Source organism: Acinetobacter sp. 231_lipA (assembly GCF_058243005.1).
In genome coordinates this window covers 865317-882064 of sequence record NZ_JBZAYU010000001.1, presented here as the reverse complement: position 1 = coordinate 882064, position 16748 = coordinate 865317, and the positions used below count along the sequence as shown (strand labels likewise).

16 protein-coding genes and 1 pseudogene are annotated in these 16748 nt (G+C 43.3%); 10 read left to right on the top strand and 7 right to left on the bottom strand.

Translation table 11 applies throughout. The features are described from left to right. Positions 1-59: 59 nt before the first annotated feature. The 9 genes from rlmN (at position 60) to AC4CUX_RS04425 (ending at position 9517) form a co-directional block, all read left to right on the top strand. Positions 60-1295, top strand: coding sequence for a dual-specificity RNA methyltransferase RlmN (rlmN, locus tag AC4CUX_RS04465; protein ID WP_004697671.1), 1236 nt, complete (start codon positions 60-62; stop codon positions 1293-1295). A 16-nt stretch (positions 1296-1311) separates the two neighbouring features. After that, entirely contained in the window at positions 1312-2112 is an 801-nt protein-coding gene (gene pilW, locus AC4CUX_RS04460) for a type IV pilus biogenesis/stability protein PilW (RefSeq protein ID WP_062031315.1), read from the top strand. Next, the gene (locus AC4CUX_RS04455; protein ID WP_062031311.1) at positions 2103-2879 is read left to right on the top strand and encodes a helix-turn-helix domain-containing protein; all 777 of its coding nucleotides are present in this window, start codon (positions 2103-2105) and stop codon (positions 2877-2879) included. The genes pilW and AC4CUX_RS04455 overlap by 10 nt, the downstream gene beginning before the upstream one ends. 18 nt (positions 2880-2897) lie before the next feature. Next, positions 2898-4013 (top strand): flavodoxin-dependent (E)-4-hydroxy-3-methylbut-2-enyl-diphosphate synthase, encoded by a 1116-nt coding sequence (gene ispG, locus AC4CUX_RS04450; RefSeq protein WP_004697677.1) that lies wholly within the window; start codon positions 2898-2900, stop codon positions 4011-4013. After that, positions 4010-5305, top strand: coding sequence for a histidine--tRNA ligase (gene hisS / locus AC4CUX_RS04445; RefSeq protein ID WP_178928280.1), 1296 nt, complete (start codon positions 4010-4012; stop codon positions 5303-5305). Before ispG ends, hisS begins: the two co-directional genes overlap by 4 nt. 27 nt (positions 5306-5332) lie before the next feature. Beyond that, positions 5333-6031: a YfgM family protein gene (locus AC4CUX_RS04440; RefSeq protein WP_178928279.1), complete on the top strand. Its 699-nt coding sequence runs from the start codon at positions 5333-5335 to the stop codon at positions 6029-6031. Next, positions 6028-7173: an outer membrane protein assembly factor BamB gene (gene bamB, locus AC4CUX_RS04435; protein WP_058951638.1), complete on the top strand. Its 1146-nt coding sequence runs from the start codon at positions 6028-6030 to the stop codon at positions 7171-7173. The genes AC4CUX_RS04440 and bamB overlap by 4 nt, the downstream gene beginning before the upstream one ends. A gap of 169 nt (positions 7174-7342) precedes the next feature. Further along, positions 7343-8752, top strand: coding sequence for a ribosome biogenesis GTPase Der (der, locus tag AC4CUX_RS04430; protein WP_010327527.1), 1410 nt, complete (start codon positions 7343-7345; stop codon positions 8750-8752). A gap of 90 nt (positions 8753-8842) precedes the next feature. Beyond that, the gene (locus AC4CUX_RS04425) at positions 8843-9517 is read left to right on the top strand and encodes a 4'-phosphopantetheinyl transferase family protein (protein WP_178928278.1); all 675 of its coding nucleotides are present in this window, start codon (positions 8843-8845) and stop codon (positions 9515-9517) included. Between the two features lie 31 nt (positions 9518-9548). Here the strand turns inward: AC4CUX_RS04425 and secF are convergent, their stop codons facing one another. The 6 genes and pseudogenes from secF to AC4CUX_RS04395 all read right to left on the bottom strand — a co-directional run bounded on the left by secF (position 9549) and on the right by AC4CUX_RS04395 (position 15997). Further along, positions 9549-10523, bottom strand: a complete 975-nt coding sequence (gene secF, locus AC4CUX_RS04420) for a protein translocase subunit SecF (protein ID WP_005401700.1) — start codon at positions 10521-10523, stop codon at positions 9549-9551. Positions 10524-10531: 8 nt separating this feature from the next. Further along, a complete protein-coding gene (secD, locus tag AC4CUX_RS04415; protein ID WP_178928277.1) occupies positions 10532-12433 on the bottom strand; it encodes a protein translocase subunit SecD in 1902 nt (633 codons plus the stop codon). Between the two features lie 55 nt (positions 12434-12488). Next, entirely contained in the window at positions 12489-12818 is a 330-nt protein-coding gene (yajC, locus tag AC4CUX_RS04410; protein ID WP_004697692.1) for a preprotein translocase subunit YajC, read from the bottom strand. A 104-nt stretch (positions 12819-12922) separates the two neighbouring features. Next, positions 12923-14053 carry a tRNA guanosine(34) transglycosylase Tgt gene (gene tgt / locus AC4CUX_RS04405; protein WP_004697695.1) on the bottom strand — a complete coding sequence of 377 codons (1131 nt, stop codon included), beginning with the start codon at positions 14051-14053 and terminating at the stop codon, positions 12923-12925. A 315-nt stretch (positions 14054-14368) separates the two neighbouring features. Further along, positions 14369-14560 (bottom strand): annotated as a pseudogene (locus AC4CUX_RS04400) (LemA family protein); the annotation flags it as partial. Between the two features lie 36 nt (positions 14561-14596). After that, entirely contained in the window at positions 14597-15997 is a 1401-nt protein-coding gene (locus AC4CUX_RS04395) for an RNA-guided endonuclease InsQ/TnpB family protein (protein WP_058951639.1), read from the bottom strand. Between the two features lie 82 nt (positions 15998-16079). Between AC4CUX_RS04395 and tnpA the strand changes: the two genes are divergently transcribed. Next, a complete protein-coding gene (tnpA, locus tag AC4CUX_RS04390; RefSeq protein ID WP_010327522.1) occupies positions 16080-16547 on the top strand; it encodes an IS200/IS605 family transposase in 468 nt (155 codons plus the stop codon). Positions 16548-16565: 18 nt separating this feature from the next. On the opposite strand, the gene AC4CUX_RS04385 is transcribed toward tnpA, so the two are convergent. Continuing rightward, entirely contained in the window at positions 16566-16742 is a 177-nt protein-coding gene (locus AC4CUX_RS04385; protein WP_010327521.1) for a hypothetical protein, read from the bottom strand. Between the last annotated feature and the right edge of the window lie 6 nt (positions 16743-16748).

Here is a 16748-nt window from a genome sequence, read left to right as displayed (position 1 = left end):
ATTTCTGCTCGTTTATTGAGCTTCTCCTTTCATCGTTAGACATGGTTTAGGTAATACACATGAGTACTGAAGTGGTCGCTGTCTCTACAGTTTCGGCTGAACAGCAACAATCTCCATCCGCTCCTGCACAGCAAAATTCTGTTGCGAAAGTGAACTTACTTGGCATGTCACGTCCGCAGCTTGAAAAATTCTTCGAAGATATGGGAGAAAAAAAGTTTCGCGCAGGACAGGTGATGAAATGGATTCACCAGTTTTTTGTGACTGATTTTGCAGAGATGACCAATATCTCAGGCAAGTTACGTGAAAAACTTGAAAAACTTTGTGAAATTAAAGCGCCAGAAGTGGTGCATAAAAATTATTCTAAAGATGGTACGCGTAAGTGGGTGTTTCGTGTTGGTGAGGGCGAAGGTTCTTTGGTTGAAACCGTATTGATTCCTGCTGAACATCGCAGTGGTTTGCGCCGTACTTTATGTATTTCATCTCAAGTAGGCTGTGCACTGGATTGTTCATTTTGTTCAACCGGTAAACAAGGCTTTCAGCGTGACTTAAACCCAGATGAAATTATTGGTCAGCTATGGGTTGCAAACTATTCTTATATGGAAGATGTGCCTGTGGCTGAGCGTGAGCGCTCGGTGACCAACGTCGTAATGATGGGGATGGGCGAGCCATTACTGAACTATGATGCCGTTTTGAGCTCAATGCGTATTATGCTAGATGATTTTGCTTATGGCATGTCTAAGCGCCGTGTGACCTTATCGACTTCAGGTGTGGTGCCGAAAATTGATCAATTGGCACAAGATATTGATGTTGCATTGGCAATCTCCCTACACGCGCCAAATGACGAACTACGGAATGAATTGGTTCCAATCAATAAAAAATATCCATTGGCACAGCTGATTGCAGCATGTCAGCGTTATATCGCTAAAGACGGTAATGAAAGTGCACGTAAGCATGTCACGATTGAATATGTGATGTTGGATGGGGTGAATGATCATCCTGAGCATGCGCAGCAGATGATTAAACTGTTGAAGAACTTACCAAGTAAAATTAATTTAATTCCGTTTAATCCATTTCCACATGCGCCTTATGGTCGTTCAAGTCGCAACCGCATTATTTCTTTCCAAAAAACTTTGTCTGATGCTGGATTTGTGTGTACGATTCGTCAAACGCGTGGTGATGATATTGATGCTGCCTGCGGACAATTGGTTGGACAAGTGGCTGATCGAACACGTCGTGCTGAGCAGTGGAAAAAGAAAGTAGCAGAGAAAAACGAGATTCTACGTTCACAAGGATAATATAAAGGGATGCCAATTGAAAAAACCCGTTTCTAAACTTTACCTTGCGCTGACACTGGGTGTGTCAGTGTGGTACTTGGTGGGTTGCCAAACCGTGAATACGAAAGGTGATCCAAGTAAAGCAGTACAAGTTAGAACGCAATTGGCGGCTGAATATATTAAGTCGAATGATTACGATGCTGCGAAACGCACATTGGATCAGGCATTAGACATCGACTCTCGTGATGCATCTGCAAATATGATGATGGGCGTATTGTTACAGCGTGAAGGCAGTCCGCAAAATGTGGAAAAGGCAGAGCGTTATTTTAAGCATGCAATTGCGGCTGAGCCAAAAAATGCACAGGCTCGTAACAACTACGGTACGTATTTATATCAAATTGGGCGTTATAATGACGCGATTGATCAACTTCAAGTTGCAGGTTCAACTTTAGGGTATGATCAACGTTATCGAGCATTGGAAAATTTAGGTCGTGCGTATATACAAGTAGGTCGAGTGGCGGAAGCAGAAGCTGCTTTTAAACAAGCCCTACAGGTAAACTCAGGTGCCTATCTTGCCATGATCGAAATGGCGGAAATTTCATATTTACGTCAGCAAAATGCTGAAGCTACGCAGTACTATGAACAGTTTGTGCGAGCGGTTGGCGAGAAAAACTTAGATGCACGTGCGCTTTGGATTGGGATCCGAATTGCGCGAGCAAATCATGACACGATGGGTTCGCAAGTACTGGTCAACCAGCTACGTGCATTGTATCCAGACAGTCAAGAATACAAACGTTATTTGCAATTACAGTACACTACTGAGGCCGTATGGAAGTAAATCCTAATTCACCACAATCGAATGGTTCTAGCAATGCTTTAGGAAATATCCAACGTCCGGGTGATTATCTTCGTCAAATTCGTATTACACAAAAACGTGAATTAAGCGATGTTGCCAAAGAGTTGAATATTCCACTCAAGACTTTAACTGCGCTTGAGCAGGACGAATATACGGTGCTTCCAGAAGCGACCTTCATTAAGGGTTACTATCGTACTTATGCGAAGTTCCTAAAAGTGGATGCTACTACGATTATTCAGCGTTTTGATGACATCTATGCCAATGATACGGGGCTCTTGCCAAATCACGCATTGAATAATTCACCGATTAAAATCATGGGTAAATTACCCGGTTCTAACCGTGACCGTAACCGTAAATGGTTAAAACGTGGACTGATTGCGATTGTTGTAATTGCGATTTTAGCAGCGTTGTTCGGCATGATTCAGAATTGGTCAGGCAGTACAGATGAGACTGCGACTCCGCAGACAGAATCTGATGTACAAATCATCAATATGAATGGGGCTGCTGCAACCACAGGGGATCAGTTGAAACTTGAGTTCAATCGTCCTACGTCTGTACATATTGTCGATTCAACTGGGAAAGTACTGGCAACAGGACGTCAAGCCTCTACACTTGAGCTTGCTGGCGAGACACCTTTTCAGATTCGTATCGATGATGCTGCTGCTGTGTCACTCAGCTTAAATAATGAAAGTATTTCATTGTCACCATATACCGTCGGTGGAAAAGCAGATTTCCGCTTGTCACGTTAATGGGATCAAGGAAAAGCAATGATTGTAAATCCAATTAAACGCAAGCCTACTCGTAAGATTCGTGTAGGTTCAGTCTATGTCGGTGGCGATGCACCCATCAGCATTCAAAGTATGACCAATACTGAAACTTGTGATGTGGAAGCAACGCTAGCGCAAATTCAGCGCTGTGCAGATGTAGGTGCGGACATCATGCGTGTTTCTGTACCGACGATGGAAGCAGCAGAGGCTTTTGGTGAAATTCGTAAGCGTTCATCGGTGCCGTTGGTTGCAGATATTCATTTTGATTACAAGATTGCACTGCGTGTTGCGGACTTGGGTGCGGACTGTTTACGGATTAACCCCGGGAACATTGGCTCTGAAGCAAAAATTCGTGAAGTGGTGGCCGCAGCGCGCCATAACGATATTTCTATGCGTATTGGAGTGAATGCAGGTTCACTGGAAAAAGATATTCAAAAGAAATATGGTGAGCCAACAGGTCAGGCTTTGCTTGAGTCGGCGATGCGCCATATTGATATTCTAGATCGTTTAGATTTTCACGAATTCAAAGTTTCAGTGAAAGCATCCAATGTGTTTTTAACCATGGATGCTTATCGCCTACTTTCACAGCAAATTGATAATCCGTTACACCTGGGTGTGACGGAAGCTGGAATTTACCGTACGGGTTCAGTGAAGTCTGCGATTGCATTGGGCGGTTTGTTGTTGGATGGCATTGGTGACACCATGCGTATTTCCTTGGCAGCGGAACCTGAAGAAGAGATTAAGATTGGTTTTGATATTTTAAAATCACTCAGTCTTCGCTCAAATGGCATTAACTTCATTGCTTGTCCAAGCTGTTCACGTCAAGAGTTTAACGTGATTTCAGTGATGCAAGCCTTAGAAGAGCGTTTAGAAGATATTCGTACCCCAATGGATGTGTCGGTGATTGGGTGTAAAGTGAATGGTCCGGGTGAAGCCAAAGAAGCCGATATTGGTGTAGTTGGTGCAAGTCCACGCTCACTGGTGTATCGTAATGGTGAAAAGAGCCATTTAATTGACACAAATCAGTTGGTTGACGAAATCGAAACGATGGTTCGTCAGCGTGTTTCAGAGCTTGAAGAAGCTAAATCTAAAGAGATCATCCGTAGTTCATCATGAGTTCAATTGTCGCAATCAAAGGTTTTAATGACATTCTTCCTACACAAACACCAGCGTGGAGACGTCTTGAACAGCATCTCGCATCATTGATGGATGCGTATGGCTACCAGCAAATTCGTTTGCCTATTGTTGAACAAACCAATTTGTTCAAACGTTCAATTGGTGATGCAACGGATATCGTTGAAAAAGAAATGTACACCTTCTTGGACAAAGGTAATCCGCCTGAGTCTTTGACTTTACGTCCTGAAGGGACAGCAGGCTGTGTACGTGCCATGCTGGAGCATAACTTGCTTCGCGGTGCAACGCCTCGTGTCTGGTATATCGGGCCGATGTTCCGTTATGAAAAGCCGCAAAAGGGTCGTTACCGTCAGTTCCACCAATTTGGCGTGGAAACCTTTGGTGTGGCAACCCCAGATATGGATGCTGAGCTGATTTTGATGACGGCACGTCTGTGGAAACGCATGGGTGTAGCAGATAAAGTTCAACTTGAGTTGAATACTCTCGGTGAGTCTGATGAGCGTGCAGCTTACCGTGCGGCATTGGTGGAGTTCTTAGAATCACATAAAAATGATTTGGATGAAGATTCACAGCGTCGTTTAACCACCAACCCACTACGTATCCTTGACTCTAAAGATGCAAAAACCCAAGCCATTTTAGAAAATGCGCCGAAGTTGCATGACTTTATGGAGGAAGAGACGCTACAGCACTTTGCAACCTTGCAGCAGTATTTAACCGATGCAGGTGTGAGCTTCGTGATTAATCAAAAACTGGTGCGTGGCTTAGATTATTACAACAAAACAGTTTTTGAATGGACCACCACGCATTTGGGTTCACAAGGCACAGTCTGTGCGGGCGGTCGTTACGATGGCTTAGTGGGTCAGCTTAAAGGCAAGGCAGATCAGTCTGTACCTGCAGTTGGTTTTGCGATGGGCATGGAACGTCTATTGTTATTGCTTGAACAAGTCGAAGACGCCACACCTGTACGTGACTGCGAAATGTTTTTGTTGGCAGATCCTGTTTCTCAAGGCAAAGCTTTGGTACTTGCAGAACAGATTCGTAACCAGTTAGATGCTGCATCAAGCACGCTTCGTTTGAAAGTTGGTTCACATGGTTCAATGAAGTCGCAAATGAAAAAAGCGGATCAGTCTGGTGCATTGTTTGCCCTCATTTTGGGTGAGCGTGAGGTAGAAGCTGCGCAGTTTGCCGTAAAAGAGTTGGCAACAGCTGAACAAACTTTGGTTGCGGTGGATGACATCGTGCCATTTATGATTGAAAAATTTTCTTCAAAATAAGCCAAAATATAAGGAAAGGGTAGTCACATGAGCGCATTAAGTGATGATGAGCAACTTGATAGTTTAAAGTCTTTCACTAAGAAATATGGTTCAGCCATTATTAGTGGGATTTTAATTGCGCTGATTGCCTTTTTTGGATGGCAATACTGGCAGAAGAAAACTTTGGCCGAGAACCAAATGAACACGGCTAAAGTTCAGCAATTGATGGATGAAGCACGTGCAACGCAAGGTGATGCATTTACAGCCTTGTCTGCAACTGCGGACAAAATTGTGAAAGAAGCACCAGATTCGGCGCAAGCCATTCAAACGCAATTGTTAATGGCAAAATTGGCCTATGACAAAGCGGATTATGCCAGTGCTGAAAAAGCGTTGAAGAAAGTTGAAAACTCGAAAGTGGATGACGACGGCTTAGTGCAAATTGTGAAATTGCGTTTAGCGTATGCACAATTGGCGCAAAAGAAGTTTGATGATGCGATTAAAAACCTCGCATTGGTAAAAGATCCTGCTTTTAAAGCGACAGCCGATGAAGCTTTGGGCGATGTCTATGTGGCTAAAAATGACATCGAAAATGCGAAAAAAGCCTACCAAAGTGCATGGGATCAGTTGGTTGAACGTAAACAAGAACGCCAAATTTTACAAATTAAACTCGAAAGTGTTGGTATTTTAGTTGATGATCCTGAAATCGAACGTCCACTTATAGAAACAGCAGCGGAAGAAACTGAATGAATAGAAAATACAAAATTTCGTGCGCATTAACAGTATTAACTTTAGCACTTGCGGGTTGTGCAAGTAGCGGAAAAGTAGAAGAAGTTAAGCCGAATCCACTTCCAAAACTGACGCAGGCGAAAACTCTGACTCCTGTATTTTCTCAAAGTGTGTCTTCAACTTCGACTGCTGATCCTTTACGTTTACGCTTAGATGCAGACAACGGTGTAGTTTTTGCACTTGACCCTAAAGGTCTAGTGACGGCATATCAAGGTAAACAAAAACTATGGCAGAAAGAAGTATCTAAAGCAGGCTTGAGTTCAGGTGTTGAGGCTGCCGATGGTCATGTCATTGTAGGTAACGCCAAAGGTCAGTTGTTTGCTTTAGATCAAGCAACTGGTGAGCAAAAATGGACAGCACAATTAACGGGTGCACTTCTTGCGCCATCGTTGATTCAAGCTGGTCGTGTTATTTCTGTAAGTAATGATGGCACTGTTTTTGCGCATGATTTGGTAACAGGTCAGCAAGTGTGGACCTATAACTTACCGAATGTACAACTTAGCTTACGTGGTAATGCAGCGCCTGTTCCTGTCGATGCGCGTACAGTGCTGATTTCTTCAGCTAATGCCTATGTTTATGCTTTAGATGTGCTCACAGGTGTGCCACGTATGCAGCGCCGTGTGGCTGTGTCGGATGGTCGTTCCGATATTCAACGTTTGAATGATGTTGATGGTGATCCTGTAGTAGCAGGCCAGTACTTGATTACGACCAGCTATCAAGGTCAAGTGACCATGACAGATTTGGCTTCACAGCAGGTGGTGTGGAGTGAAGACTCAAGCAGTACGCAGCGCCCTGAAGTGGTGGGTAATGGTGTATTTGTGGCGCAAACTGACGGCAAGTTAGTGGCTTATGAAATTAGCACGGGTCAAAAGCTTTGGGAAAATGACAGCCTGCTGAACCGCCAATTGAGTAATCCTGTGATGTTGGGCCAAGACTTGATTGTCGGTGATCTAGATGGCGTATTGCACATGCTGAACCCTGCGACAGGTGAATTGATCGGTCGTGCGAAGACGTCTGGTGAAGTACGTACTTTACGTGTGATTGATGATCAACTCTATGTTGCAACACGAAAGGGTGCATTAAGCATTTGGCAGAATCGTTAATTCTGTTCGACTTATGTTAAACTAGTCGAAATTCGTATTTTTTAAAATTCCTCGGGGTGTTTGCTTAGTCAAAACCCCGAGTTTTTATTCAGGTTTTTCACCTAATTTTTCTTCCAGTTTCTGATGTTCAGACCAGTCTCACTGGCTGATCTTGAATAAAGGTTAATCTATGAAACCCGTAATTGCGCTCATTGGTCGTCCGAACGTCGGAAAATCAACGCTATTTAACCAGATCACCAAAAGCCGAGACGCGCTTGTTGCTGACTTTGCCGGTCTGACTCGTGACCGTAAATATGGTGATGCTGTATTTCAAAATAAGTCTTTCATTGTGGTTGATACTGGTGGTATTGGCGAAAATGAAGGCGGTATCGACTCTTACATGGCAGAACAGTCTAAAACTGCCATCAATGAAGCCGATATTATTGTATTTGTCGTCGATGCACGCGCAGGCCTACTCGCATCGGATGAGCAAATTGCGCGTGAGCTGCGTACACTCGGTAAGAAAGTTTACCTTGTGGCGAACAAAGTTGATGGTGTACATGCCGAAGCTGCACTTGTTGAATTCTACAAGTTGGGTATGGGCGAACCCATGCAAGTGGCTGCGAGCCATGGTCGCGGTGTACAGCAAATGCTTGAAGATGTGCTTTCAAGTGTGCCTGAAGATGAAGATGCAGATGAGCACGACAAGAACACAGGCTTACGTTTAGCGATTATTGGTCGTCCAAACGTCGGTAAATCGACGCTAGTGAACCGTTTGTTGGGTGAAGAGCGTGTAGTTGCATTTGACCAACCGGGGACAACCCGCGACTCGATCTATATCCCGTATGAACGTGATGGCCGTCATTACACCTTAATCGATACTGCAGGTGTGCGTCGTAAAGGTAAAGTCGATGAAATGATTGAGAAGTTCTCAATTGTGAAAACGCTACAGGCCATTAAAGATGCCCATGTCATTGTGGTTGTTCTTGATGCACGTGAAGGTGTGGTTGAGCAAGATCTACATTTGATTGGTTACGCGCTTGAAGCGGGCCGTGCGATGGTGATCGCGATTAACAAATGGGACAATATGTCTGAGTATGATCGCAAACAATGTAAGTTGGATGTTGATCGTCGCTTTGACTTTATTCCTTGGGCGAAAGTGCATTTGATTTCTGCATTGCATGGTACGGGTGTGGGGGATCTATATCCATCGATTCACCGTGCTTATGATTCGTCACATTTGAAAGTTTCACCTGCAAAAATCACACAAATTTTAAGTGATGCTACGGATGCGCACCAACCGCCAATGGTCGGTGGTCGCCGTATTAAAATGCGTTATGCCCATATGGGTGGACAAAATCCACCTACGATTGTGGTGCATGGTAACAAAGTTGATAAAACGCCTGCGGATTATCGTCGTTATTTAGAAAACGTATTCCGTAAAGTGTACAAACTTGAAGGTACGCCAGTACGTATTGAGTTTAAAACCTCTGAAAACCCATTTGAAGGACGTAAATCACAGGTGGATGAACGTACAGCAGCGCGTAAGCGTCGTTATGTTCAGAAATTTAAGAAAGCTGAGAAGAAATTCAAACGCTAATCAGGCATTAAGGTTTTGATGCTGAAAAGCCCAAAGTGATCTTTGGGCTTTTTTATTTTATGATGAATGAAACTATGATAGGAAGGCAAAGTGGCAAGGACAATACGTGTTGAGCTGAAAAAGATTGAGGACATTGTGCTGGTGGATCACAACCTGTCACGTGTTGAGCAAATTGCACAGCGAAAACAAGCCATTTATCAATATCGCAATCAATGCTTATCCGAACAACGGCATATGATTGTGGATGATCACTCCATTGCGTTGAGTGAGACAGGTAAACCTTATTTGCTTGATCAGCCTTCCTTTCATTTTAATCATAGTCACAGCCAAGATTACTATGCTTTAGCTACCACTGAGTGGATGCAAGATTTAGGCGTGGACGTGGAAGAATTAAGCCGAAAAGTACGCTTTGAGGCTTTGGCTAAACATGCTTTTCACGTAGAGGAACTTCGCGTGTGGCACGAGTTTGATCAGGACAAAGCATACTGGTTTAAGGTCTGGACCACCAAAGAAGCGGTGCTTAAAGCCTCGGGTTTAGGCATTCGTTTAAACTTAAATGAACTGAACACTCAAGCACATCCAACGCATAATGGCGGCATGTGTAGTCATCCGCTGATTGGGAGTTTTGCCTATCAAAATTTTGAGTTGGGAGATGTGATGTTGACCGTGGCTTGGCGGGCAGAACAGTCCTGCCGTGGCTATGCGTTGCCTCAGATTGAGCTGGTACAACACCTTCTCACCGACATAAAAAAGCCTCTCGATTGAGAGGCTTTCTTTTTCACACTATGGTGTGCATTTATGGAATTTCATTTTCTTCTTCAAACTCAGGCTTCACTTGAACAATGAAGTCTTGACGGTTTAAGCCACGCCATAAAGCAAAAGCTGTACCGATGTAGATTGAAGAGTAGGTACCCACAAAGACGCCCACAAACATTGCAACGGAGAACCATTTAAGGCCATCACCACCGAGGATCATCATCGAGATCACCACCAACAATAAAGTCATTGAGGTGTGAATGGTACGACGTAGGGTCTCAGTTAAAGCGATGTTGACGATCTCTAAAGGCGAAGCGCCACGAATCTTACGGAAGTTTTCACGAATACGATCCGAAACGACAATGTTGTCATTCAATGAGAAACCAATCAGAGCCAGAATTGCAGCCAATACAGTTAAGTCAAATGGCCACTGCATCATGGCAAAAATACCGATGGTGACCACCACGTCATGGAACAAAGACAGTACAGCACCCATCGCCAGTTTGAATTCAAAGCGAATCGTTACGTAGACCAACATCAGCAGTAACGCTAAAGCCACAGCACCCGCTGAGCGAATGTAGAGTTCATTCCCGACTTGTCCACCCACCACATCAACTTTGTTAACTGAAGCAGAGTTACCCGGTAGCTGTACAGCTTGGGTAATGGTTTTGGTTAAGTCTTCTGCGGCTGTGTCTTCTTGTACAGGCATACGCACAATCAAATCACGATCTGAACCAATGGTTTGTACCACAGGGTCATGAAAGCCAGCTTTGGTCAGTGCAGCAGAGACATCGGCCGACTTCACGGGTTTGCTATAGTTCAATTCGGCAGAAATACCACCAGTAAAGTCCAAACCTAAGTTAAGACCCTTGGTGAAAATAAAGAATAGGCTGCCAATGGTTAAGACAATAGAAAGAATGGCTGCAGGCAGCGCAATCTTCATAAAATCAATTACACGTTCATCATCTGGACGGCCGTATTTTTTTGAATCTTGTTGAGTCACATCAGTCATCATCGATCTCCTTATATGCTCAACTTTTTCAAGTTACGTTTTTTGCCATAAATGAGCTGTACAATCGCACGTGTTACTGTAATAGCAGTAAACATAGAGCAGATAATACCGATCATTAAGGTCACAGCGAAGCCTTTAATTGGGCCTGTACCGATAGCAAATAGGATAAACGCAACCAAGAATGTGGTTAAGTTTGAGTCGAAAATGGTGTTATAAGCACGGTCATAACCCGCCACAATGGCTTGTTTGGGTGATGCTCCCCACTTCATTTCTTCACGTATTCGCTCACAGATCAAGACGTTGGCATCGACCGCCATACCAATGGTAATCACGATACCCGCAATACCCGGCAGGGTGAGGGAAGCACCAATCCATGACATGACGGTTAGAATCATGGCTAAGTTGAAGACCAAGGCAAAGTTAGCAATTAAGCCAAAGAGACGGAAGAAGACTACCATCCAAATTGCGACTAGTAAGAAGCCGATTTGAGTTGATAGCACACCTTTATCAATGTTTTCTTGACCGAGGCTTGGACCCACTACACGTTCTTCAACAAAGTACATTGGCGCAGCAAGTGCACCAGCACGTAGCATTAGTGCAAGTTCAGACGCTTCTTGAGGTGAATCTAGACCCGTGATACGGAATTGAGAGCCGAGGACTGCTTGAATGGTTGCAGCGTTAATCACGACAGACTCTGCATAGGGTGTACGGACTTCAGTTTGCGCACCAGTGGTAGGATCGGTGATATAGCTAATACGTTGTTTATTTTCAATGAACAACACAGCCATACGCTTACCCACCGCATTCCGGGTTGCATCGGCCATCAGTTTGCCACCTGCTGTGTCTAATGTAATGTTTACCTCAGCACCGCCAGTGTCTTGGCTAAAGCCACTTGATGCGTTTTGAACACGTTCACCCGTTAAAATACGGTTACGGTTTAAAAGTAATTCACGTCCGCTGTCTAAAGACTGATAGGCAAAAAGTTCGGTTCCTGGTGGAAGCGGTTGACCATTGCTCTTGCCCGTATAAGGGTCAATCACTTGGTCATTTTGGTCAGAGACCAAACGGAACTCTAGGTTTGCTGTACGACCCAAGACACGTTTTGCTTCAGCAGTGTCCTGAACACCTGGGAGCTCAACCACGATGCGGTTACTACCTTGTGTTTGTACCAAGGCTTCTGCCACACCTAACTCGTTAATACGGTTACGTAAAGTGGTTAAGTTTTGGTTCACGGCATAAGATTGAATTTCTTGGCGGCGAACATCGGTATAGGTTAAGCGTAAGGTTGAACCTGTCGCAGTTGCGACCGCTTGCTGATTAAACTCATTACCATTGCTACGTAAGTAGTCTTGAGCCGCAGTACGATCATCATTGTTGGCGAACTGAACGGTAATGGTGTTGTTGTTTAATGCAAGGCTGTTAAATTTAATTTTGTTGTCACGGAACTGACGACGTAAATCTGTCGCAGAGGTTTCCATGCGCTGAGCAATCGCTTTATCCATATCCACTTCTAATAAGAAGTGAACACCACCACGTAAGTCCAGACCGAGCTTCATTGGTTTTGCACCAATTTTTTGTAGCCACTCTGGCGTGGTTGGTGCCAAGTTCAACGCGACAACATAGTCATCACCAAGGCCACGACGTAACGCTTCTTTGGCTTTTAATTGTGCTTCGCTAGAGTCAAGACGTAACAGTGCAGCATTATTGCTAAAACTGTTGTCATGGCTTGAAATGCTTTCAGATTTTAAAATCTGCTCTGCTTTTTGTACGATGCTTTGGTCAATTTGGGTACCAGCTTTGGCACCAGAAATTTGAACCGCAGGCTCATCCGGATACAAACTAGGCAGGGCATATAATGTACTGATCGTCAAAACCACGAGAATCAGTAGATATTTCCATGCTGGGTAACGCATTTGTTTTCTTCTTAAAATGAAAAAAGTCGTGCGGATGCACGACTAATTTTTTTGATTAAAGGTTATTTAATGTGCCTTCAGGAAGAACTGAAATCACACTTGCGCGTTGGATTTTTACGTCTACACCACGGCTCAGTTCAACCACTGCAAAGTCACCTTCGAGTTTAGTGATTTTACCCATGAGGCCACCAGCAAAAACAACTTCACTGCCTACACCAAGACTTTCAACCAAAGAGCGGTGCTCTTTGGCACGTTTAGCTTGAGGGCGCCAAATTAAGAAGTAGAAGATTGCAATAAAAACAGCAATCATCAATAAGTTTGCGACCATACTTGGTTGTTGTGCAGCTTCACCCGCTGCGTGAGCTGTAGAAATAAAAAGGCTCATTTCAAATTCCTAAACTAAAAAAACGGTGACCAACGAATTGATCATAAATAGACTTGTTCTGCAATTTACCTTGTCTTTTTACCAAGCGCAAATGCTCACAACAATTAATCTTGGGGGCAAGGTGGAACTTCTAAACCACGACGTGCATAAAAATCTTCAACAAAGGCATCAAAGCGATCATTATCCAATGCATCACGAATGTCTTGAGTGAAGCGTTGGTAGTAACGTAAGTTGTGAATAGTACCGAGCATTGAACCCAGCATTTCACCACATTTTTCCAAATGGAATAAATAAGCGCGAGTAAAGTTGGTACAGGTATAACAGTCGCAGTGTGGATCAAGCGGACTTTGATCATGACGGTATTTGCTGTTACGGATACGTACTAAACCATCGGTCACAAAATAATGTCCATTTCGGGCATTACGTGTAGGCATGACACAGTCAAACATGTCGACGCCACGGCGGATGCCTTCTACGATGTCCTCAGGTTTACCCACGCCCATCAGGTAGCGCGGTTTGTCTGCTGGCATTTTTTCTGGAAGATAATCCAGCACTTTAATCATTTCTTCTTTCGGTTCGCCGACGGACAGACCACCAATGGCATAACCGTCAAAACCAACTTCAAGCAAGCCTTTTAAAGACTCATCACGTAAGTCTTCATACATACCACCTTGAATAATGCCGAATAGCGCATTTTTATTTTCAAGCACATCATGATGCTGAGTCTTACAACGCTTTGCCCAACGCAATGACAATTGTAGAGACTTTTGCGCTTCTTCATGCGTTGCAGGATAAGGCGTACATTCGTCAAAAATCATCACGATGTCAGAGTTCAATGTATGTTGGATGTCCATTGAGATTTCAGGAGACAAAAATACTTTAGAACCGTCAATTGGAGAGCGGAACGTTACGCCATCTTCTTTAATTTTACGCATCGCGCCCAAACTGAAGACTTGGAAGCCGCCTGAATCGGTTAGAATGGGTTTATCCCACTTCATGAATTTATGCAGACCGCCGTGCTCTTTAATCACTTCAAGGCCAGGGCGTAGGTAAAGATGGAAGGTGTTGCCTAAAATAATTTGCGCTTTGATGTCTTCAATATCACGCGGGAGCATGCCTTTCACCGTACCATAAGTACCGACAGGCATGAACACAGGGGTTTCAACCACACCATGCTCTAAAGTTAAACGACCACGACGGGCGCGACCCGACTGACCTAATTTTTCAAACTTCATAAAATATCCTGAACAAGAGCAAAGCACTGCTCTGCTTGCAGTGCAAGAGCGAAAAAACAGTTCGCCGCTAAAAGGAGGCTATTTTCCTTGATTATGCAAATAAACACCAGTGTTGTAACACTTTTAACGCAAAGCTTTTCTGTACGAAATTGTGTGCGGTGACAACGGTTTTGATTTGAGTATGTTGGGGAGAGTGGGAGATGAATTGCCGTGGCATAGCAAGCGATAGCTGCCAGAAGTGAAGTAAATGTAGATATTAAAAAAGGCAATCAAAATGAGTGCCTTGGATGTGTTCTTTGTGTTAGCGCGATCTTTTTAGTTGAAATTGGGACGGTAATCAAAATTTTGCAGCGCAGCAGCGTCACGGAATGGACGCACAGCTTTTTTACCGACAGTCATGGTGTTTACAATGTTGTTGGGAAAGATTTGAATGTGGTTGTTAAACAGTTCGACATTGCGGTTAAAGATGCTGATCGCAGCACCGACATTTTCGTTTTGCTCATGAACTACTCGCAGCTAAAGCAACGAGTTTCTGAAAGCAACTTAAGCTGCAATCATCTCTTTTGACGTTTCATCGGCAATGCGAGAAAGAGTTTTAACACTCTTTTTCGTCTTACGACTACCTCCACGCCCACTAGAGGAAGACATTAAGCCTTTCTCCAACACCGTTCCAGTGTCTAAAATTAATTTTATTGCTCGGCTTTTTATCACTTTGGATGCGTTTTTATCCGCATTATCAGTGTGACCACAACTCACGCATTTAAACTTTTCTTGAGTTTTGCGATTGTCGGGATGAGTGTGACCGCATGAAGCACACTCCTGACTTGTGTAAGCTGCCTGAACCTTAAATACAGCTTTTCCTAAACGAATGGCTTTGTATTTAACATATGCCTCAAGCATATACCAACCAACATTTAGAATTGCTTTATTTAAACCTGCTTTTGCCTTTGCCTTGTTGGGGATAAATCGACCTAATTCATCCTTTTTAGGGTTTGGCTTTTTCGTCATTTTTTGAGTATTTAACTTCTCAAAAATGAATACTTTATTTCGCTCATTGCTTACTAGGCTATGGCTAGTCTTGTGATTGAAATCCTTTCGGATATTGGCTTTCTTAGCGTGATGGATCGCAATACGGTGCTTGGTTTTAGCTCTACGGTTTGACCCTTTTTGCTGTTTGGCTAACTTGCGCTGTAATCGTTTAATGTAGCGCTCAGCTTTGGTTAGATGGTTCTTTTGTTCCCTGGTAAAATCAAATTCTTGCGCTGGTGTACAAACAGGGATTGCCACGCCACGATCAATACCAACAACGTGCTTATTTAGTTCATTGGCATCAGTATCACTTAATAATGCTAATTGCTTTTCCAGGTACTTATCTTCATTGAATTTTTTGCCATCAAAATCCTCCATCTCAATTCCATCTTCATAGCAGAATGAAACAAAGTATTGACCACGCTCTTTACGGATATAAAGAGATTTTGGCTCATTAAAATCGGCATGTTTATTGAAGCTCAGATAGCCAATATTGTATTTACGACCACCAATTTGAAGTCGTGTTTTACCAAATTGATCTTTCTCGAAAGAGAACAGGTCACGAGTCAGGTAGATGCTACCTTTATCGGTTTTGGCTTTGCGCTTTGGTCGGCCACAAATCCCCTTGGTTGATTTTTTGAGGGTGTTGTACCAATTCACAGTCGAGTTCTTGAGAATGGTACTTGGACATTTATCAAGCCATGGGGTCAGTTCTTCTGACTTAAACTGAGCGTATTTCTGATCTTGAGTATCAAAATACTGCTTAAACGGTGTGAACTTACGAGCAAAACCTCGGAAATACTTATCCTCATCACATTTAGCATTCCAAGCAAATCTCGCACAGCCCATCCATTGGCTCAGAATTAACTTCTGTTCCTCCGTTGGGTATGCTCGAAATTTAATGCCTGAAATCATTACTAAGTGAAGTGTTCTTGCTATTTATATGCTGGAATTTTATACTATCTTTTATCTTAAGTAAATCTAGTATGTGATAAAAATGTATGAGTGGAGAACAGGTAGAAGCTGTATTTTTAAGAATTATGTTCATCTAGTATTTGTAACTAAATACCGTAGAGATGTGCTAACCCAAGAAATGTTAGATTCATTAAAAGAAATAATGAAGGAAACCTGCGAACAAATGGATTGTGAGTTGATGGAGTTTAATGGCGAGGATGACCATGTTCACATGATGGTTAATGTTCACCCTAAAATTGCTATCTCTAATCTAGCTGGAAAACTAAAAGGGAAAAGTTCTTATTTGCTACGAAAAAGCTTTTGGGACTCAATTAAAACAAAGCTATGGGGTAATCATTTTTGGTCGCCTAGTTACTGTGTAGTTTCGTGTGGTGGTGCAAGCCTTGAAACGGTTAAACAGTACATTGAAAACCAAAGACAACCACCATCTGAAATAGCAGTTAAACGCTCAAAAAACCTGAGTGCTAAAAGTGGCTTGACTCGCCCCTAAAGAAGCGAGAATGCGCCACTAAACTTGTTCAAATTTAAGGGTAATCGGTGCTTTCCATGGATGCAACCGATCCAAGATTTCTTGGGCAGTGTCCGCACTCCGAGCAATGCCCCAAAGCTTGTCGATATTATCAAACACGACCTGATTCTTTTTACGTCGAATATGAATAGAATGTTTGATCGTATCGAGAGGCATGTGAGG

Coding starts and splice junctions, on each gene's coding strand:
- secD (WP_178928277.1), bottom strand. CDS start 12,433: ATGCGTTACCCAGCATGGAAATATCTACTGATTCTCGTGGTTTTGACG.
- tgt (WP_004697695.1), bottom strand. CDS start 14,053: ATGAAGTTTGAAAAATTAGGTCAGTCGGGTCGCGCCCGTCGTGGTCGT.
- der (WP_010327527.1), top strand. CDS start 7,343: ATGAAACCCGTAATTGCGCTCATTGGTCGTCCGAACGTCGGAAAATCA.
- AC4CUX_RS04395 (WP_058951639.1), bottom strand. CDS start 15,997: ATGATTTCAGGCATTAAATTTCGAGCATACCCAACGGAGGAACAGAAG.
- secF (WP_005401700.1), bottom strand. CDS start 10,523: ATGATGACTGATGTGACTCAACAAGATTCAAAAAAATACGGCCGTCCA.
- AC4CUX_RS04455 (WP_062031311.1), top strand. CDS start 2,103: ATGGAAGTAAATCCTAATTCACCACAATCGAATGGTTCTAGCAATGCT.
- hisS (WP_178928280.1), top strand. CDS start 4,010: ATGAGTTCAATTGTCGCAATCAAAGGTTTTAATGACATTCTTCCTACA.
- ispG (WP_004697677.1), top strand. CDS start 2,898: ATGATTGTAAATCCAATTAAACGCAAGCCTACTCGTAAGATTCGTGTA.
- bamB (WP_058951638.1), top strand. CDS start 6,028: ATGAATAGAAAATACAAAATTTCGTGCGCATTAACAGTATTAACTTTA.
- rlmN (WP_004697671.1), top strand. CDS start 60: ATGAGTACTGAAGTGGTCGCTGTCTCTACAGTTTCGGCTGAACAGCAA.
- tnpA (WP_010327522.1), top strand. CDS start 16,080: ATGTATGAGTGGAGAACAGGTAGAAGCTGTATTTTTAAGAATTATGTT.
- yajC (WP_004697692.1), bottom strand. CDS start 12,818: ATGAGCCTTTTTATTTCTACAGCTCACGCAGCGGGTGAAGCTGCACAA.
- AC4CUX_RS04385 (WP_010327521.1), bottom strand. CDS start 16,742: ATGCCTCTCGATACGATCAAACATTCTATTCATATTCGACGTAAAAAG.
- AC4CUX_RS04440 (WP_178928279.1), top strand. CDS start 5,333: ATGAGCGCATTAAGTGATGATGAGCAACTTGATAGTTTAAAGTCTTTC.